This is a genomic window from Pseudomonas sp. BN607, from assembly GCF_029871175.1.
Classification (GTDB): domain Bacteria; phylum Pseudomonadota; class Gammaproteobacteria; order Pseudomonadales; family Pseudomonadaceae; genus Aquipseudomonas.
This window is the reverse complement of record NZ_SSOE01000057.1, coordinates 91,948-110,080: the sequence shown is the minus strand read 5'-3', so window position 1 is coordinate 110,080 and position 18,133 is coordinate 91,948. Positions and strand designations below refer to the sequence as shown.

The window sequence follows — 18,133 nt, the reverse complement described above, 5'->3', positions numbered from 1 at the left end:
GAGCTCACCACCGGGGCTGTACTGATAGCGCCGATGGATCAGGGTGGACGGATGCTCCGGCGAACCCAGCAGCCGGCTGCCCTGCTCCTGCAACTCAGCCAACGCCTCGTGTGGCAAGCGGACCGCCCCTTGCCACTGCTTGCGACCGATGGCGTCATAACCGAAGCGGCTGGTGAGCGCACCTTGGCTGCGCAGGGTTTCCCGGTGCAACGCGTCGCGTTCGAAGTCGCTGACCAGCAGGCCATCCAGGTTGATCTGGTGCAGGTGACCGCTGCCGTAGTACAGGTGATTGAGCTGGCGGCCGTCGGGCAAGGTCAGGGTGGTCAGGTTGCCCAACGCGTCGTACTGGTAGCCGAGTATGCCTTGCGCACTGTGCTCTTCGGTCAGGCGACCGCTTGCGTCATAAGCAAACGCCAGGCGCTCGGGCTCGATGCCCAAAGCTTTGCCGGCCGTGCTGGGCCGGCGCTCGATGGCCGTGAGGCGATCGGCTTCGTCGTAGTGATACGCCAGATGGCTGTCCGCCGTGGTGCGGCTCACCAGGCGACCGACCGCGTCATGCTCGAACTGCTGGGTTCGACTGAGCGCTTGCAGGCCCTGCTCGGCAGTTTCCTCCAGTTCGGCCAGGGTACCGCTGACGCTATAGCGGTAACGAAGGCGCAGGCCATCGACGCGCACTTCTTCCTGCAAGCGGTCACTGGCGTCGTAGCTGAAGCGATAGGCAGCCTGGTTCTCGTTGACCAGCCGTATCAGGCGCTGGGCGTCGTCATACTGGTAGTGCACCTGCTGCCCGCGTGCATCCTTGCGCCGTTTCGGCAGGCCGCGGGCGGTACGCTCCAGGTATGTGGTGCGGCCATCGCCATTGGTATGGCTGGTGACCTGGCCCAGGGCATTGTAGCCATAGACATCGCAGCTGCCATCGGGCTGTTCGATGCGCAGAATCTCACCGCCGGGCTGGCGAATCAGGCGCAGGGTCTGCTCCAGGGCATCGGTGATGCCGACCAGATGCAGGCGCTCATCGTAGTCGTAGCGCGTGCGCTGTCCGGAACAATCCTGATGCTGTAGCACCTGGCCCAACGCGCTCCAGGTCAGGTGCGTGATGTTGCCTTGGGGGTCGTAACGGGTGTGCGGCAGGCCGTCGTCGGTATTGAGGTAGCGGGTGGTCTGGCCCAGCGGATCGATGCTTTCCAATAAAATGCCGCTACGGTCGTAGATCCATTGCTCGCGGCTGCCGTCCGGGCGCTCGATGGCGGTCAACAGGCTGGTATCAAGGTGATAGGCGTAGCGTGTGGAACGGCCCAACGGATCGGTTTCTTCCACCAGGCGGGACAGGTCGTCATAGACCAGCTTGAGTGTATTGCCATCGGGCAACGTCACCCCGGTCGTGTTCCCCGCGTCGTCCAGTTCGGTCCGATAGTGCTCGCCACCGAAGTCTTGACTGGCGATAACGCGACGCTGGTCGTTGTAGTGAACCTTCGCGCGCCGGCCGAGGGCATCGACGATGGTGGTTTCGCGCTTTTCGAGATCATAGAAAAAGCGGTAGCGCTCGCCGTCGCTGGTCCAGTGCTCAGCCACACGCAGAACACCGTCGGATAACGTCGCCCAGCGGTACTCGCAGGTTAGGCCCAAGGCGTTCTCATGAGCGGTCATCACCCCCTGTTGGTAGGTGAAGCGCCGGATGTGTGCGCCATTGCGGTCGGTAACCTGCGCCAGTTGGCCATGGCCGTCGTACCGATAATGCACCAAGGTCTCCACCGGGGAGTTGGCCACCACCCGTTCGACACGGCTCAGACGGTCGTCGCGGTGGTCGTAGCACAGGTGCAGGCGAATGCCGCCCGTGGCGCAGATGTCATTCAAGCGCTGTTGGCGGTCGTAACAAAAATTGAGGTAGTGGCCTAGAGCGTTTTCCACCCGACGCAACGGCGCAGGGTCGCCGTCTACAGGCACTTCGCCAAAGTAGAAGAAATGGTTGTCCAGGGTTTGCAGCAGGAAATGGCCACCCTCCGTGCACACCAGGAAGAACTGCTGATCGGTGAGGTACAGGCGCTCGCCCGGCGCAAGGGTTGGCAGCGGCAGTTCGCGGCCCTGGTTGTCGCGCAGCAGCAGTTGCTCACCCTCCAGGCGCAGGCTTTGCTCCCAAGGCAAGACCCAACCGCGACCGAGTAGGCCTTCGTGGTTCAGGTCGCTGGCGTAGAAACGCGACCACACCACCGGCATCAGCCCCGGCAGGGTGAAGTCGGTTTCGTTTTCTTCCAGCAGCAGCTTGCGCCCGCTCACCGCATCGACCGGGTTGCCGAACAAGCCGCCAAAGGCACGACTGATTGCTGGGCCGACGACAAAGCGACCCGCCACTTCGCCAGCGGCAAACCCGGCAGCGAACTTCAAGGCACAGGGCGTGAACACCTTGAGGCCGGACTTACCAGCCATCAATGCCAGCTTGGCTATTCCCACGGCAGATCCCGCCAGCGCCATGAGGATGTCCACCGTGGTGCGCAGCCATTCCGGCACCTCGTCCTGGATCTCGAGATATTGCTCGCGCTCTGCGCCAATGAAGGTGTTTGCCGAACCGCTGTCGATGACCCCGCCACAGGTCAGCTTGTCGCCCTTACGGGCAGCCGGCAGACCGTTATAGAACACCTTTGCCGAACCTTCGGCCACCAGCGGCCTGGGGTTCGGGTGCTTTTTGCAATCAGCCTCGCTGCCCTCGACTTGTGCGGCTTTAAAACCATTGATGAAGACGTTGGGTGAGCCTGTCTCGATACCACCGGCGGGCGTGCTGAACATCTTGCCTGCGGCTTCGCCGAAGGAGGTCAGTACCATCCCCCCTACCCCGGCCAACAGCCCTGCGATCAACGCCACGCCCAAGCCACAGGTGGCCGTGGCGAATGCCACCGCGACGATCAGTGCCAACCCAAGTGCCGCGCCTACCAGAAAGCCTGCCAAGGCGCTGGTGTGAGCAATTTCATCGTGCAGCCGCGCCGCTTCGAACATGCGAACGCCTCCCTGTGCGTCTGCCACGCGGGACAGTTGAGTTTCCTTTAGGGTGTGGTCGGTGCCGACGAGTGCGGCTGAAAGCTGGCCAACACATCTGCCCAAAGCTGGTTCAGTTGATCGTCAAACGGGCTTTTGCTGGTACCGGAAAACACCAGGGCCCGATCCGTCGATATCAGGAACACTGCCTGGCGTTGGTAGATGGTCTGGCCATCGCTCTGGTAGTGGGCATCAACCTGCAGACCGGGCAGTGCTGATTGCGCACCCAACAGGGCGTCGCGGGTACTTTGCCGCTTGAACTTGCGCAACTTGGCGGCGATCAGACCGACCTGGCGGTCGATGTAGTCAGACAGCACTTCACCTGGCAGGGTCGTGTCACGCGCAACGGTCAGGCTGAATGAGGCAGGCACGGTGCTACCAGGGATGAACATATTGACGCTGCGGTCTTGAAAAGTGGCCGGCAGGGTGACCCGGCCTTCCTGGAGTAGGTAGTCCATAACAAATGAATTTCCTGGGGTGTTTACGTTTCTAGTCAGGTTGCCGGCTTGGGCGGATCGGTGAAGATGGCGTTGACGTTGGACTCTATGGTGCCCTTGATGCCGTCTGCTCCCGGCGCGGTGGCTGCGGCACCGCCGGGCATGTTGAGATTCAGATCACCGCCGGTATTGATCTCGCCATCGCCGCTGACGGTGAGGTTGAACTGAACGCCAGAGAGATTGATGCGGCCGTCAGCATGCATTTCCAGAACGCTCTGCCCGCAAACCAGCCTAATCTGCTCGCCGGCTTCCATGAGATAGCCGGTACCAACGCTATCGAGCTTGGCGCCACCAACACGCAAGGTGTCATCTACCTTCACCGCACATGCGCGGTTCTGGCCGATCATGATGGTTTCGTCCTGGCCTATGTTGTGCAGGCGGTTCACGCCAACGCAGTGAGTCTCGTTGTTCTCGACCACACAGTCCTGATCGCGCTGGGCATGGATGTAGATTTGCTCCTGGCCGGCGCGATCCTCGATGCGCAGTTCGTTGAAACCGCCCCCGCCTGGCGTGCTGCTGGTCTTGAACACCGTGCGGGTCTTGTTGGCAGGCAGGTCATAGGGCACGAGGTGCTCGGCATGATGCAGGCAGCCGCTAATGATGGGCTGGTCTGGATCGCCCTCGAGAAAGCTGACGACCACTTCCATTCCCACTCGGGGGACAGCGATAGCCCCATAGCGGCTACCAGCCCAGGAGGAGGCAACACGGACCCAACAACTGCTGTTGTCGTTGTACTGGTCACTGCGATCCCAGAAGAACTGCACCTTCACCCGCCCATACTGGTCGCAATAGATTTCTTCCCCTGGCGGGCCAGTGACCACGGCGGTCTGTGTTGCCAGGGCCAAGGGTTTGCGATGACAAGCCGGTGGTCGATAGAACACATCCCAGGGTGTGGCAGTGAACCAGTTGCGGTAACCCTGCTGGAAGCCGTCACCCACCTCGACCTGGCTGCTGATGGACTCTTCGAGCACTTGCGGCTGCCGCCCTTCATGGCGAACGCTGCCAAGCAGCCACAGATCGTTCCACTCCTGCCGAGGGTGATCGGACAGCTCCAAGAAATAGCCGCTGCGCAAGGTCGGCTGATCGCCATCGCCTTCTGCCAAGGCGTAATCGGCTCGGTCTCGTTCCAGGATGCGCTTGGACAGGTGCTTGCCGCGAAGTCGATCAGCGAACCGTCCTGGGTACTCATAACGCTCCAGAACTGCAGCTGCTTCGCTGCCGGTCTGCGCTTGCATCTGTAAACGCGGCTTCTCGAAGTTGTAATCCCTGTGAGCCACATGGCTGATGCGTGCTGCTATGCGCTTGCCGAAGCGTTTGATGACTGGCTCGTCGGCTACCAACCCGGTGTCCTGGGCGTAAGCCGTTGGCCGGCCGAGCTTGGTGAAGACGGTCTGGTCATCGCCGAAAATCAGATGATGGCCATCTGCATGGTGCTGGAAATGGTAATGGATGCCTTCCTCTTCGCAGAGGCGATGCAGGAAGTGCAGATCGGACTCTCCGTACTGCACACAGTAATTCCGCTCAGGGTAAGGGGTCGGCCCAAAGTGGAAATGGCAAACATCAGCGAGAATGCCATGCTCCTTCAGCACCTGCACAATGATCTGCTGCACCGTCATCGCCTGGAAAATCCGGTGATTAGTGCGCAAATCCAGATAGGCAATACAGGGCACTAGGGTCAATGAATAGCGCGTCAGCCGCTTACCGGATTCACCCTGGCCTACCTGATGAATCAATCCGTGAATCCCTTCACCAGCGAACCCGAAGCTCAGGAAAGCCGGCTGATCGAGCAGAGCCTCCAAATCCAGATCTGCACGTCGGCTGACGCAATCGACGTGGAAACTGTACGGCGTACTGATTGCCTCCTCACCGGTGAAGGCCAGCACCTGCAGGTCATGGCTGGCAGCAGGAATAGTCAAGGTGAACTGAGCGGCGTTGGCAGGCTTGAACATCCACTGTCCTCGAACGGAAGCTTTGAGGTCGCGGACTCTAACCCGATTTCTACTGCGCAAAAATTTGCTCACTCGACCTACAGGCCTTACGCCGTAAGGGGTGAAGCCATATTGTAAGAATTTATCTCGAAGCCGCCGGCGCCGTCAGTTTGATTGAAAACACACCTTTTGCCACTGTTTAAGATCAGTTACGTCTGGGCGCTGCGCGGCCTTTGCGCATGTCTGACTCACTGGGCCTGTCCCGTGACAAGGGACGCCAAGAAGCGATACTTACATCGCTATCTTGCAGGTTGCCATGTACCCGACCACTCGCCGCAACTACACCGATGAGTTCAAGAGCCGTTCGATCGGCTCCAGCGTGCTTTGCCGCCCCCGTTTGAGGCTCAATGCCCTCAAGGCTCCCAGTCGTTGAAAACAGAACGAAAGGAGTTCTCGGACGCCGAACAGGCAGCCAGGCGAGCCTCACGGGGTCGGCGCGAGGATCGACACCCGGGGAAACCAGCGCACGCGCTTGGTCCTGCGCCTCCCTCGCCTCCTTGAGGCTGAAGGCTGGATAGACGCCCATTGATATCCGGGCTTGCTTGCCCGACCAATAGAAACGGAAGTGCCACTGCTTGGCACCTATGGCACCGACGAACAGTGCACGGCCAGCAGTGTCTTTGAGGGTGAAGTTCTTGCCGGTCGGCTTTGCTTGGCGGACGGCAGTGTCGGACAAGGGCATGTGTACATCTCCCGGTCTCGTAAGGTCGAGGAGATGTATATCGATGCCCAAGCCCCAGCTCAGCCATCAACCCGCCACGCCAACTACCCGGAATCGCTGTACTTAAAAATGTACTGGAATTTCGTGGCTGCTGGTGGATTCAGGCAGACTGCGCTGGAACGAAAAAAGGCCCCGAAGGGCCTTTTTTCAACGATTTACAGAGTTCGAGTTAAACCTGTAGATCTTTATTTGGAGCGGGAAACGAGACTCGAACTCGCGACCCCGACCTTGGCAAGGTCGTGCTCTACCAACTGAGCTATTCCCGCGTCGTGATGGGTGCCATTCTAGCGATTTCTAAAACAGCGTCAACCCCTTGATTCAAAAAAAGTTTATTTCTGTTCAGAGCCTTCGCGCAGGTGCGGCCAGGCGGCCAACAGGTAGTGCACCATCGACCACAGCGTCAGCCCCGCAGCCACCAGCAGCAGCCCGTAGCCCAGGATTACCCAGAAGGTCACCGCCGGCGGGTTGCCCAGCAGGATCACCAGCGCCAGCATCTGCGCCGCAGTCTTCCACTTACCGAGGTTGGACACCGCCACATGCGCCCGCGCGCCCAGCTCGGCCATCCACTCGCGCAACGCCGACACCACGATTTCGCGGCCGATGATGACCGCCGCCGGCAGGGTCAGCCAGAAATTGGCGTGGGTCTGCACCAGCAGCACCAGGGCGACCGCCACCATCAGCTTGTCGGCCACCGGGTCCAGGAAGGCGCCGAACGGCGTGCTCTGCTGCAGGCGTCGCGCCAGGTAGCCGTCCAGCCAGTCGGTGGCGGCGGCAACGGCAAACACGCTGCTGGCGGCCATGTAGCTCCACTGATAGGGCATATAGAACAGCAGAATGAAGCACGGAATGAGCAGGACGCGTAGAACGGTGAGCAGGTTTGGAATATTCATCGGTACGACTGGCTGCAAGTTGAGCCCGGCATTCTACTCGCTATGCAGGCTGGCATAAATCGACTCGGCAAGCTTTTTACTGATGCCGGGGGCTTTGGCGATTTCATCGATACTGGCGCGGTTGAGCTCCTGCAGGCCGCCGAAATGTTTCAGCAGGTCGCGCCGACGCTTGGGCCCGACCCCGGCCACATCCTCCAGGCTGGACACCCGGCGGGCCTTGCCGCGACGAGCGCGGTGCCCGGTAATGGCAAATCGGTGGGCTTCGTCGCGGATCTGCTGAATCAGGTGCAGGGCCGGTGAATCACCTTTCAGTGTGAACTCGTGGTGCACGTCATTCAGGTACAGGGTTTCAAAGCCGGCCTTGCGGGTCACACCCTTGGCCACGCCAAGCAGGGTCAGGTCGGTGAAGCCCAGTTCCTGCATCACATCGCGGGCCATGTTCAGCTGCCCCTTGCCGCCGTCCACCAGCAACACGTCGGGCAGCTTGCCCTCACCGTCCTTGATACGCCCGTACCGGCGGGTCAGGGCCTGGTGCATGGCGGCGTAGTCATCGCCGGCTGTGACACCTTCGATGTTGAAGCGGCGATAGTCGGACTTCAGCGCGCCTTCAGGGCCGAATACCACGCAACTGGCCACGGTGGCTTCGCCACTGGAATGACTGATGTCATAGCATTCAAGCCGCTGCGGCACCTCGTCCAGGCCCAGCACTTCGGCCAAAGCCTCGAAACGCGCGGCCATGTGCTGGCGGTTGGCCAGGCGCGCATTCAACGCCTGCTCGGCATTGGTCACTGCCAACTGCTGCCAGCGGGCGCGTGTACCACGTACCCGGTGGCTGATGGTCAGCTCACGGCCACGCAGCGTGTGCAGCGCTTCGGTAATGGCATCGAAGTCTTCGTGAACGACGTTGACGATCAACTCGCCGGGCAGTTCGCGTTCTGCGTTACCCAGGTAGTACTGGGAAAGGAATGCGGCCATCACCTCGGCCACCTCCTCCTCGATGCCCACCTGCGGGAAGAAGTTCTTGCTGCCCAGCACCCGGCCGCCGCGCACGCTGATCAGGTGCACGCAGGCACCACCTGGGTTGACGAAGGCGGCGATGACATCGACCTCACCACTGCCGCCCTCGATGTACTGCTGGTCCTGCACGCGGCGCAACAAGGCGATCTGGTCGCGCAACTCGGCTGCCTTTTCGAAGTTGAGGGCCATGGCGGCCTTCTCCATTTCGGCGTTCAACTCGTTGCCCAATTGCTGGCTGCGGCCTTCGAGGAACATGACCGAGTGGCGCACGTCGTCGGCGTATTCTTCGGCGGTGACCAGGTCGGTGCACGGCCCTTTGCAGCGTTTGATCTGGTACTGCAGGCACGGCCGGGTGCGGTTGGCGTAGTAGCTGTCTTCGCACTGGCGCACCGAGAAGGCCTTTTGCAGCAAGCTGAGGCTTTCGCGGATGGCCCCGGCGCTGGGGTAAGGGCCAAAGTAGCGGCCCTTGGCCTTCTTCGCCCCACGGTGAATGCCCAGCCGCGGGAACTCGCCATCGGACAGGAACACATAGGGGTAAGATTTATCGTCGCGCAGCAGGATGTTGTAGGGTGGCCGCCATTCCTTGATCAGGTTCTGCTCCAGCAGCAACGCCTCGGTTTCGTTGGCGGTGATGGTGGTTTCGACCTGGGCGATACGCGCTACCAACGCAGCGGTCTTGGGCGCCAGGCCAGTCTTGCGGAAATAACTGGCCAGGCGTTTCTTCAGGTTCTTGGCCTTGCCCACATAAAGCAGCCGGGCTTCGGCGTCGAACATCCGGTAAACGCCCGGGCGACCGCTGCAGGTCGCCAGGAATGCGCTGGCATCAAAGACTTGGGACATGAGGTTTTACAGGCTTGCGTCAACCATACCGTGGCGAACGGCCAGCAACGTCAGTTCAACGTCGCTGGTGACCGAGAGTTTTTCAAAGATCCGATAACGGTAAGTATTGACGGTCTTGGGCGAGAGGCACAACTTGTCGGAGATGATCTGCACTTTCTGGCAGCCGACAATCATCAGGGCAATCTGGATTTCCCGCTCGGACAGCGCGTCGAACGGCGAGCCCTGTGGCTGGAACGGTTTCAGCGCCAGCTGCTGGGCAATCTGCGGGCTGATGTAGCGCTGGCCGGCAAACGCCAGGCGGATGGCCTGGACCATTTCATCGAGGCCTGCGCCCTTGGTCAGGTAGCCGGCAGCGCCGGCCTGCAACAAGCGGGTGGGGAATGGGTCTTCCTCGCACACAGTCACGGCGACCACCTTGATGTCCGGATGGCTGCGCAGCAGTTTGCGGGTGGCCTCCAGGCCGCCGATGCCGGGCATTTTCACGTCCATCAGCACCACATCCGGCTTCAGCTCGCGGGCCAGCTTCAGTGCCGACTCGCCTGAATCACCCTCACCCACCACCTGCAGGCCATCAATGTCGGCCAGCATGCGGGTAATACCGGTTCGTACCAGATCGTGATCGTCGACCACTAAGACCCTAATCAAGCACACACCTCGTCAGCAGGGCGATTGGATCCCGCCACCTTAACAAAATTTTTCACAGTGGGCCTAACGCATTACTTCCGTAAGAAAGGTCTTACGCTCCACGGCGAGGGGCCGCACTGTTTGCCGGTGGTTATCACGGCCAGCCAGGCGCCGCAGCAAGTGCCAGAGCGCCGCCTGGTCGTCAGGCGACAATTGCCGGAATGCCCCAAGCAAACCGGACTCATCCGTATTCGAGCCTTCGACCGGTACCGGGGTGCGGATACCGCTGAGCACGTACAGCGCATCTACGCCCTTGGCCGCCAGGGCTGCCAGGTAATCAGCCCGCGGCGTGCGCTCGCCACTTTCGTATTTACCTTGTGCGTTGGGTTCTACACCACCGATATCGCCAAACACACGCTGAGTCATGCCCAGCCGCTCACGCTCTTCCCGCAGCCGCGGACCGATTCCATTCATGGGGGCTTCTCCTCTACCCTGATATCCCTCAGGCACGGGTTGGCACCTTGCCGCCAGCCGGAGCATATGGATCCACTATGCCCATGCGCAAAAGCCGGGGCAAGCCACTATTTAGCCATTATTGATCACGCGCTGCATCCGCACAAAGCAATCGTCTTCGCCCATTTCGACGAAGCTGTGGCGCTGATACAGCAGGCGTGCCGGGTTGCTGCGAAATACCATCAGCCTCAGCAACGGCAACCGCCGCTGCCCCGCCCACAGCGCCAACGTTTCCAATACCCAGCTGCCGACACCGCGCCCGCGATGCTCGGGCAACAGGTGCAACTCGCGGATAAACAGCGCCTCACGATCCTGGCTGAGGCTGCAGAAACCCAGCAGGCTATCGCCTTCGCAGATCAACCACTGCTCGCGCCACGCCCAGGCCTGGTCGAATGCCTCTTCGATCCAGAGCAGATCATATTCCCGGTAGTACGGCAGCATGGCGCGCCGGGTAAGGTCGCGGGCAAACGTACGGTGGCTGTCGTTGGCGGCAATCAGTTGCAGGGGCATCAGCACGCTACTCACTGCAGACGGCACAAGTCATTCGAGGGTGCCACTTCGCGCAACCACTGCCCTTGCGAGTTTTCGTTGTGGAGTTGTGCGGCCACAGGCGGTCTACCAGCACACGCTGGCCATCATCGTCGGTGACCGTAAGGTAGACACGCTTGCAGCGGATCATGGCTTTCTCCTGCATATACCGTCCGTCTTGAGCCTAGATAATTCATTGATCGAGGTCACGGTCGGGCGCCGAATTGTTCCTATGCTCAAGGCCTTCGGCAACTCGCCCAATGCCCACCGGAGCCATCATGGCAACCCCGCTACTGGCCCGCCAGCCGCACCTGGCGCAACGCGACGCCCGACCGCAGCTTGCCCACAAGCCCGGGTGGGCCACCCTCGTGTTGTTCTGCGGCCTGCTGCTGGCGGGTATCGCCTACACCGCCTGGAGCCTGAAACAGGATGTCAGCGCCAGCGGCACGGTGATCACCACGGTCACGCCGTTTCTGCTGCTGGGCCTGGCACTGTTGATTGCCTTGGGCTTCGAATTCGTCAATGGCTTCCACGACACCGCCAACGCGGTGGCTACCGTGATCTACACCCATGCGCTGCCGGCACCGGTCGCGGTGGTGTGGTCCGGGCTGTGCAACTTCCTGGGTGTGCTGCTTTCCAGTGGCGCAGTGGCTTTCGGCATCATCGCCCTGCTGCCGGTGGAACTGATTCTACAGGTAGGTTCCTCGGCCGGCTTCGCGATGGTTTTTGCCCTGCTGTTGGCGGCGATCATCTGGAACCTCGGCACCTGGTGGCTGGGGCTGCCGGCGTCATCCTCGCACACCCTGATCGGTTCGATCATCGGTGTGGGTGTGGCCAATGCCCTGATGCATGGCCGTGACGGCACCAGCGGCGTGGACTGGGCCCAGGCCAGCAAGGTGGGTTACGCCCTGTTGCTCTCCCCGCTGATCGGCTTTGCCTGCGCCGCCCTGTTGCTGCTCGCCTTGCGTGCGCTGGTCAAGCGTCAGGCTTTGTATCAGGCGCCACAAGGCCAGACACCGCCGCCTTGGTGGATTCGTGGCGTACTGATCCTCACGTGTACCGGGGTGTCGTTCGCCCACGGCTCCAACGATGGCCAGAAAGGCATGGGCCTGATCATGTTGATTCTGGTCGGCACCCTGCCAATGGCGTATGCGCTGAACAAGACCATGCCCAACGAGCAAGCTTTGCAGTTTTCCGCCGTCGCCGAAGTGACCCGCCAGGCACTGGTGCGCAGCGACCCGCAAGCGGCCCTGGGCGATCCGCGCCAGACCCTGACTGCGTTCATTGGCGAGCCCAAGGCCGGCCCGCAATTGGTACCGGCGCTGGCGGCGCTGACCGGGATGATCGGTGCAGAGGTCAAAGGCTACGGCTCGCTCAAGCGCATACCGGCAGAAGCCATGGCCAACGTGCGCAATGACATGTACCTGACCAGCGAAGCCATTCGCCTGATCGAGAAGTACCGCTTGGTGGCATTCGATGCCGACACCCGCAGCCATGTGCAGCTGTTCAAGGCTCAGCTGGACGACGCCACCCGCTATATTCCGCTGTGGGTGAAGGTGGCGGTAGCCATCGCGCTCGGGCTGGGGACCATGGTTGGCTGGCGGCGTATTGTGGTCACCGTTGGCGAGAAGATCGGCAAGACCCACCTCAGCTATGCACAGGGCGCATCAGCCGAAGTGGTGGCGATGTGCACCATCGGCGCGGCGGATATGTTCGGGCTGCCGGTCTCGACCACCCACGTGCTGAGCTCGGGGGTGGCCGGGACCATGGTGGCCAATGGCTCGGGTATTCAGACGCGTACTTTGTTCAACCTGCTGATGGCCTGGGTGCTGACCTTGCCGGCAGCGATGCTGTTGGCCGGCAGCCTGTACTGGTTGCTGAACCACATCTTCTGAACCCGTACCCCGTCTTGATCAGCCCGGGATTTTCAGGCCACGCTGCACGGCTGGCCGCTCGAGGAAATTCGCCAAAACCCGCTGCACTTCCTTGAACTGGTCGAAGCCCACCAGTTCACGGGCGTTGTAGCGCTCGACCAGGTTACGCACCCACGGGAAGATGGCGATGTCGGCGATGCTGTATTCCTCTGCCATCCACTGCCGACCTTTCAAATGCCGATCCAGCACACCCAGCAGCCGTTTGGACTCGTTGACATAGCGGTCGCGCGGGCGCTTGTCTTCATATTCCTTGCCAGCAAAGAAATGGAAAAACCCGACCTGGCCGAACATCGGCCCGATGCCGCCCATCTGGAACATCAGCCACTGCAGCGTCTGGTAACGCTGGGCAGGGTCCTGGCTGAGCAGCTGTCCACTTTTTTCGGCCAGGTACTGCAAGATCGCCCCTGATTCGAACAGCGGCAACGGCTGGCCGCCCGGGCCGTCTGGGTCGAGGATTGCGGGGATCTTGTTGTTGGCGCTGAGCGAAATGAACTCGGGGCTCAACTGGTCATCGTTGTCGAAGCTGACCTTGTGTGCCTCGTAGGCCAGGCCGATTTCTTCGAGCATGATCGACACCTTGACGCCGTTGGGCGTCGGCAACGAATACAGTTGCAGGCGTTCAGGGTGTTTGGCGGGCCACTTGCGGGTAACAGGGAAAGCGCTGAGATCGGTCATGTTCAACCTTGCCTGGGGAATGAACCTGTCACTCTAGAGACATCCCCGGCCGCTGACCATCACCGACCACTTATCAGCGCTGGCAACTCAAGCCTGGCCGTGGGCCTTGAGCTTGAGCTTTTCGGTATCGACACGGACGAACACGGAGTCGGCGGTCACGGTCAGCACATCCTCGGCCCAGACTTCGCAAATCACCCGGCTCTTGCGCCCCACTTCCCCTTCCACGCGGGCTTTGAGCAAAAGCTCGACACCCATTGGCGTAGGCTTGAGGTAGGTCAAGTTGAGTGTGCCGGTCACGCAATCGATACGCGGCAGGCTGCCCGGCTCGCGTCCTTCGTTGCGGTAGTGGTAGGCCATGGCCGTCCAATTGGAATGGCAATCCACCAACATCGCCAGCAGGCCGCCGTAGACCAGGCCCGGCCAGCCGATGAAGGTGGCGTCGGGGGCGTGCCGGCATACCAGGTGGATGCCGTCGGTGTCCCAGTGACTTTGCAGGTGCAGGCCACTGGGGTGGGAGCAGCCGCAGCCGTAGCAGGTGCCTTCAGGCGCCGCCAGGGCCTGAAGCGAAAGTGGGTGATCAGTCATACGCTTCCTGTACTTGTTGAAATGGGGGCGCGCAACGCCCCCATTAAAGCAGATACGTCAGGCCGGCTGGGCAACTGCCTTGGCACGGCGCTGGGTCAGCGAAACCAGCAGGATGAACGTGGTCACCCCAGCGGTCATAAGGGTTTCATAGCGGTAGGCATCGCTGAACAGCATGTAGCCCAGGACCATGACGATGGTGCCGATGACCAGCCAGGTGAGCCACGGGAACAGCCACATCTTCAGCTCCAGCGGCCGCCCTTCACGTTCGGCGCGGGCCCGCATGCGCAGCTGGGACACGGCGATCACCAGATACACCAGCAAGGCAATGGCGCCGGTGGTAGACAGCAAGAAGCCGAAGACCTTACCCGGGAACGCATAGTTGACCAGACACCCGGCAAAACCGGCCAGCGTCGAGAAAATGACCGCCACAGTCGGCACACCCGAGCCGGAGATACGCTTGGTCACGCTCAGGGCCTGGCCGCGAGCGCCCAGCGAGTAGAGCATGCGCGACGCGGTATACAGGCCCGAGTTCATGCAACTGGTCACTGCCACCAGTACCACCAGGTCGACCAGCAACTTGGCGCCTGGCACGTTCAGTACTTCCAGCACGCGCTGGAACGAACCGACGGCTTTCAGCCCGGGGTCGTTCCAGGCCACCAGCGATACCACCAGGAAGATCGACGCCAGGTAGAAGATGGCGATGCGGTACACCACCAGGTTGGTCGCACGGCGAATCTTGTCTTTCGGGTTTGCAGTTTCGTCAGCGGCAATGGTGACGATTTCGGCGCCGAAGAACGAGAAGATCGTGATCAGCACGCCACCGAGCACAGTGCCAAAACCGTTGGGCATGAAGCCGCCGCTGTCCCACAGCCGGGTGACCCCGGACACTTCGGCCAGCGGCCAGAAGCCGAATACCGCCAGGCTGCAGACCACGATGAAGGCAATGATCGCCACCACCTTGACCAGTGCGAACCAGTACTCGAAGGCGCCAAAGTTCTTCACGCTGATCAGGTTGGTACCCGACAGCACCAGCATGATCAGGAAGGCGAACAACCAGGACGGTATCCCAGGGAAGTAAGCATGCAGGATGTCGGCGCCAGCAATGGCCTCGACCGGAATGATCAGCACCCAGAACCACCAGTACAACCAGCCGATGGTGAAGCCCGCCCACGGGCCGATGGCCTCGGAGGCATAGGTGGAGAACGAGCCGCTGTTAGGGTTGGCGATGGCCATTTCGCCCAGCATGCGCATCACCAGCAATACCAGCAGGCCGGTCATGGCGTAGGAAATGAGAATGGCCGGGCCGGCGGTGGCGATGGCGTTTGACGAACCGATGAACAAGCCCGCGCCTATGATGCCGGCAATGGAGATCATCGAAACCTGACGGGAGGTCAGGCCGTGCTGCAGGGAACGCTGTTTCTTGTTGTCTTGGGAAGCCATGAATAACCCTCGAATGGGTCGGCCGCTTTGAGGCGGCTGAAGGTCGGAGCAGAATTCTTGTAAATTTCTGATAGTCGTTGTTGTTGTTTTGCAGATGCTGGAAGCGGCTACTGACCTCCTCTTCACATGACCGGTTGTAATCGTTGATCCAGGTCAGTATTAATCTATAGGCGGGGGTCAACAAACGACCTTTTCGAACCACATGATTCCACTTTGGAATGAACTTCATCTTTTTTTTGCTCGGTATTCGCCCGTCATGTCCAAACGCCTGATGCCTTCGACCACCGCCCTTCAGTGCTTCGAAGCGGCCGCCCGCCACCTCAGCTTCACCCGCGCGGCACAGGAACTGCACCTGACCCAGAGCGCCGTCAGCAAGCAGGTGGCGCAGCTCGAAGACATGCTTTCGCACTCGCTGTTCCAGCGTATTCGTCGGCGCCTGCACCTGACCCCGGCCGGCGCGCTGTACCTCACCGAAGTGAACAAGATCCTTACCCAGATCGACATTTCCAGCCGCTACATCCTCAGTTACGGCGACGAAACCGAAGTGCTGCGCATCGCCACCCAGCCGACCTTCGGCGCGCGCTGGCTAGTGCCGAAACTCAAGGGTTTCGGCGACCGTTACCCACGCATTCACCTGGACGTGCGCAACGAACTGGAGCCATTCGACCTGGTGCAGGCCAAGGCCGACGTGGCCTTTTTCTTCGGCCAGGGCACATGGCCTGGGGCAACCTGCATCGAGCTGTTCAGCGAAGAAGTGGTACCGGTGTGCAGCCCGCAGTTGCTGGCCAACCACCCTTTCCACAGCGCCCAGGCGCTGACCGAGCACCGCCTGCTGCAGTGCGTGTCGCGGCCGGAGGCCTGGCATGAATGGTTCCTGGGGCTGGGGCTGCACAGCCAGAACAGCTACCACGGGCCGCGTTTCGACACGTTCTACCTGTGCATTCGAGCAGCCATCGCCGGCTGCGGTATTGCCCTGATTCCGCGCTACCTGGTGGCCGAGGAGCTGAGCGAAGGCAAGCTGGTGGTGGCCTGGGACCACCCGGTGGCGAGCAATGGCAAGCACTTCATCGCGCATGCCGAGCATGCGGCCGAAGTACCCAAAATCAGGGCCTTCGTGCAGTGGATTCGGGAGCGGGTGGCTGAGGGGGACTGATTTGGCCTATACCGGCCAAGATCACGAATTCAGGGAATGACCGCAATCGAATAATTCGTTTGCGGAATAACCCCCCAACACGCTTGGATAATAAGAAACTTGAACAAGGTCCCGCGTGCCCATGAACCAGGAAAGTATCAGCCAATCCATTGCCATCGTTCACCCGATCACACTTTCCCATGGCCGTAATGCCGAAGTCTGGGACACCGACGGCAAACGTTACATCGACTTTGTCGGCGGTATCGGCGTGCTCAACCTGGGCCACTGCAACCCCGCCGTGGTCGAAGCGATACAGGCTCAAGCCACCCGTTTGACCCACTATGCCTTCAACGCCGCGCCCCACGGCCCGTACATGGCGTTGATGGACCAGTTGAGCCAGTTCGTACCGGTCAGCTACCCGTTGGCCGGCATGCTCACCAACAGCGGCGCAGAAGCGGCAGAAAACGCCCTTAAAGTAGCCCGCGGTGCGACAGGCAAGCGCGCCATCATCGCCTTCGATGGGGCCTTCCACGGCCGCACGCTGGCCACCCTGAACCTGAACGGCAAAGTGGCCCCTTACAAGCAACGGGTCGGCGAGTTGCCCGGGCCGGTGTATCACCTGCCCTACCCTAGCGTGGATACCGGGGTTACCTGCGAGCAGGCGCTCAAGGCCATGGAGCGCCTGTTCAGCGTGGAACTGGCCGTGGAAGATGTGGCGGCGTTCATCCTTGAACCGGTGCAGGGCGAAGGCGGCTTCCTTGCCCTCGACCCGGTTTTCGCCCAAGCCCTGCGCCGCTTCTGCGACGAACACGGGATCCTGATCATCATCGACGAGATCCAGTCCGGCTTCGGCCGTACGGGCCAGCGCTTCGCTTTCCCGCGCCTTGGCATCGAGCCCGACCTGCTGCTGCTGGCCAAGAGCATCGCTGGCGGCATGCCGCTGGGGGCGGTGGTAGGGCGCAAGGCATTGATGGCAGCGCTGCCCAAGGGCGGCTTGGGTGGCACCTATTCAGGCAACCCGATTGCCTGTGCGGCGGCTTTGGCCAGCCTGGCGCAGATGACCGACCACAACGTCGCCACCTGGGGGGAGCGCCAGGAACAGGCAATCGTCAGCCGCTACGAGCGCTGGAAGGCCTCTGGCCTGAGCCCGTACATCGGCCGCCTGACTGGCGTGGGTGCCATGCGCGGTATCGAATTCGTCAATGACGACGGCAGCCCGGCACCGGCGCAGTTGGCCAAGGTGATGGAGACGGCACGGGCCAAGGGGTTGCTGCTGATGCCCAGTGGCAAGGCGCGGCACATCATTCGCCTGCTGGCTCCGTTGACCATCGAGGCCGAGGTGCTCGAGGAAGGGCTGGATATCCTCGAGCAGTGCCTGGCAGAACTCAACTGAGGCTTACAGGCCGAGTTCTTCCGGGGTAAGCATGTCGGACTCGAAGGCGATCCAGCCGCCTTCCAGTTCGGCATGGCCGTTGACGATAGGGCCGTAATAGGTCAGGCCGTTCTCCAGGGTCACGCAAATGTGCGTGGCCGGTTTTTCAGGCGCCGCGAGCGTACCGACGAAATGCACCTTCTTCAGGGTTTCGGTCACCGCTTCCAGACCCACGCGCATGCTGGGGTTTTCCGAAGCCTCGGTATCTCCGCCGCGGTCTTCAGCGCTGATGGTCACGGTGGCGGTGTACGGGTACTTGGTGCTCAAACGGGGTTACCTCGGTGGGTGTG

General features: G+C 61.2%; 16 protein-coding genes, 1 tRNA gene and 1 pseudogene. 3 read left to right on the top strand and 15 right to left on the bottom strand.

Going from position 1 to position 18,133, the window contains the following annotated elements; all coding sequences use genetic code 11:
* The 11 genes and pseudogenes from E8E68_RS16410 to E8E68_RS16360 form a co-directional block, all read right to left on the bottom strand.
* On the bottom strand, positions 1–2,988 hold a 2,988-nt coding region (locus E8E68_RS16410), incomplete at its 3' end, for a DUF6531 domain-containing protein (protein WP_280342900.1).
* Between the two features lie 47 nt (positions 2,989–3,035).
* Positions 3,036–3,485, bottom strand: coding sequence for a DUF1795 domain-containing protein (locus tag E8E68_RS16405; protein WP_110744687.1), 450 nt, complete (start codon positions 3,483–3,485; stop codon positions 3,036–3,038).
* 35 nt (positions 3,486–3,520) lie between these two features.
* Complete coding sequence (locus E8E68_RS16400; RefSeq protein WP_266032207.1) at positions 3,521–5,473, bottom strand: type VI secretion system tip protein VgrG; 1,953 nt, start codon at positions 5,471–5,473, stop codon at positions 3,521–3,523.
* A 184-nt stretch (positions 5,474–5,657) separates the two neighbouring features.
* Positions 5,658–6,194 (bottom strand): Arm DNA-binding domain-containing protein, encoded by a 537-nt coding sequence (locus E8E68_RS16395; RefSeq protein WP_266032206.1) that lies wholly within the window; start codon positions 6,192–6,194, stop codon positions 5,658–5,660.
* A 229-nt stretch (positions 6,195–6,423) separates the two neighbouring features.
* Positions 6,424–6,499 (bottom strand) — tRNA-Gly (locus E8E68_RS16390).
* A gap of 63 nt (positions 6,500–6,562) precedes the next feature.
* Complete coding sequence (gene pgsA / locus E8E68_RS16385) at positions 6,563–7,123, bottom strand: CDP-diacylglycerol--glycerol-3-phosphate 3-phosphatidyltransferase (RefSeq protein WP_016488197.1); 561 nt, start codon at positions 7,121–7,123, stop codon at positions 6,563–6,565.
* 33 nt (positions 7,124–7,156) lie between these two features.
* Complete coding sequence (gene uvrC, locus E8E68_RS16380) at positions 7,157–8,980, bottom strand: excinuclease ABC subunit UvrC (protein WP_266032205.1); 1,824 nt, start codon at positions 8,978–8,980, stop codon at positions 7,157–7,159.
* Positions 8,981–8,986: 6 nt separating this feature from the next.
* The gene (uvrY, locus tag E8E68_RS16375) at positions 8,987–9,625 is read right to left on the bottom strand and encodes a UvrY/SirA/GacA family response regulator transcription factor (protein WP_003251380.1); all 639 of its coding nucleotides are present in this window, start codon (positions 9,623–9,625) and stop codon (positions 8,987–8,989) included.
* Between the two features lie 63 nt (positions 9,626–9,688).
* Positions 9,689–10,078, bottom strand: coding sequence for a helix-turn-helix domain-containing protein (locus E8E68_RS16370; protein WP_266032204.1), 390 nt, complete (start codon positions 10,076–10,078; stop codon positions 9,689–9,691).
* Between the two features lie 111 nt (positions 10,079–10,189).
* Positions 10,190–10,627, bottom strand: coding sequence for a GNAT family N-acetyltransferase (locus E8E68_RS16365; protein WP_266032203.1), 438 nt, complete (start codon positions 10,625–10,627; stop codon positions 10,190–10,192).
* Between the two features lie 26 nt (positions 10,628–10,653).
* Positions 10,654–10,796 (bottom strand): annotated as a pseudogene (locus E8E68_RS16360) (DUF488 family protein); the annotation flags it as partial.
* Positions 10,797–10,923: 127 nt separating this feature from the next.
* Between E8E68_RS16360 and E8E68_RS16355 the strand changes: the two are divergent.
* On the top strand, positions 10,924–12,540 hold the full coding sequence (locus tag E8E68_RS16355; protein ID WP_266032202.1) for an inorganic phosphate transporter: 1,617 nt from the start codon (positions 10,924–10,926) through the stop codon (positions 12,538–12,540).
* Between the two features lie 18 nt (positions 12,541–12,558).
* Here the strand turns inward: E8E68_RS16355 and E8E68_RS16350 are convergent, their stop codons facing one another.
* From E8E68_RS16350 to E8E68_RS16340, 3 genes are all read right to left on the bottom strand, one after another.
* Positions 12,559–13,254, bottom strand: coding sequence for a glutathione S-transferase N-terminal domain-containing protein (locus E8E68_RS16350; protein WP_110744695.1), 696 nt, complete (start codon positions 13,252–13,254; stop codon positions 12,559–12,561).
* An 87-nt stretch (positions 13,255–13,341) separates the two neighbouring features.
* A complete protein-coding gene (locus tag E8E68_RS16345) occupies positions 13,342–13,839 on the bottom strand; it encodes a PaaI family thioesterase (RefSeq protein ID WP_266032201.1) in 498 nt (165 codons plus the stop codon).
* Positions 13,840–13,896: 57 nt separating this feature from the next.
* Entirely contained in the window at positions 13,897–15,279 is a 1,383-nt protein-coding gene (locus tag E8E68_RS16340; RefSeq protein WP_110744697.1) for an amino acid permease, read from the bottom strand.
* A gap of 256 nt (positions 15,280–15,535) precedes the next feature.
* Here E8E68_RS16340 and gcvA point away from each other — a divergent pair, with 256 nt between their 5' ends.
* Both gcvA and E8E68_RS16330 read left to right on the top strand, forming a co-directional pair.
* Positions 15,536–16,432 (top strand): transcriptional regulator GcvA, encoded by an 897-nt coding sequence (gene gcvA / locus E8E68_RS16335; RefSeq protein ID WP_110744698.1) that lies wholly within the window; start codon positions 15,536–15,538, stop codon positions 16,430–16,432.
* A gap of 121 nt (positions 16,433–16,553) precedes the next feature.
* Positions 16,554–17,804, top strand: a complete 1,251-nt coding sequence (locus E8E68_RS16330) for an aspartate aminotransferase family protein (RefSeq protein ID WP_266032200.1) — start codon at positions 16,554–16,556, stop codon at positions 17,802–17,804.
* A gap of 3 nt (positions 17,805–17,807) precedes the next feature.
* On the opposite strand, the gene E8E68_RS16325 is transcribed toward E8E68_RS16330, so the two are convergent.
* Positions 17,808–18,110, bottom strand: coding sequence for a hypothetical protein (locus E8E68_RS16325; RefSeq protein WP_266032199.1), 303 nt, complete (start codon positions 18,108–18,110; stop codon positions 17,808–17,810).
* Between the last annotated feature and the right edge of the window lie 23 nt (positions 18,111–18,133).

Bases quoted from the DNA above. Each gene is read 5' to 3' on its own strand.
- E8E68_RS16405 (WP_110744687.1), bottom strand. From the start codon at position 3,485: ATGGACTACCTACTCCAGGAAGGCCGGGTCACCCTGCCGGCCACTTTT.
- E8E68_RS16400 (WP_266032207.1), bottom strand. From the start codon at position 5,473: ATGTTCAAGCCTGCCAACGCCGCTCAGTTCACCTTGACTATTCCTGCT.
- E8E68_RS16355 (WP_266032202.1), top strand. From the start codon at position 10,924: ATGGCAACCCCGCTACTGGCCCGCCAGCCGCACCTGGCGCAACGCGAC.
- gcvA (WP_110744698.1), top strand. From the start codon at position 15,536: ATGTCCAAACGCCTGATGCCTTCGACCACCGCCCTTCAGTGCTTCGAA.
- E8E68_RS16345 (WP_266032201.1), bottom strand. From the start codon at position 13,839: ATGACTGATCACCCACTTTCGCTTCAGGCCCTGGCGGCGCCTGAAGGC.
- E8E68_RS16365 (WP_266032203.1), bottom strand. From the start codon at position 10,627: ATGCCCCTGCAACTGATTGCCGCCAACGACAGCCACCGTACGTTTGCC.
- E8E68_RS16395 (WP_266032206.1), bottom strand. From the start codon at position 6,194: ATGCCCTTGTCCGACACTGCCGTCCGCCAAGCAAAGCCGACCGGCAAG.
- E8E68_RS16330 (WP_266032200.1), top strand. From the start codon at position 16,554: ATGAACCAGGAAAGTATCAGCCAATCCATTGCCATCGTTCACCCGATC.
- E8E68_RS16350 (WP_110744695.1), bottom strand. From the start codon at position 13,254: ATGACCGATCTCAGCGCTTTCCCTGTTACCCGCAAGTGGCCCGCCAAA.
- E8E68_RS16340 (WP_110744697.1), bottom strand. From the start codon at position 15,279: ATGGCTTCCCAAGACAACAAGAAACAGCGTTCCCTGCAGCACGGCCTG.
- E8E68_RS16370 (WP_266032204.1), bottom strand. From the start codon at position 10,078: ATGAATGGAATCGGTCCGCGGCTGCGGGAAGAGCGTGAGCGGCTGGGC.
- uvrC (WP_266032205.1), bottom strand. From the start codon at position 8,980: ATGTCCCAAGTCTTTGATGCCAGCGCATTCCTGGCGACCTGCAGCGGT.
- pgsA (WP_016488197.1), bottom strand. From the start codon at position 7,123: ATGAATATTCCAAACCTGCTCACCGTTCTACGCGTCCTGCTCATTCCG.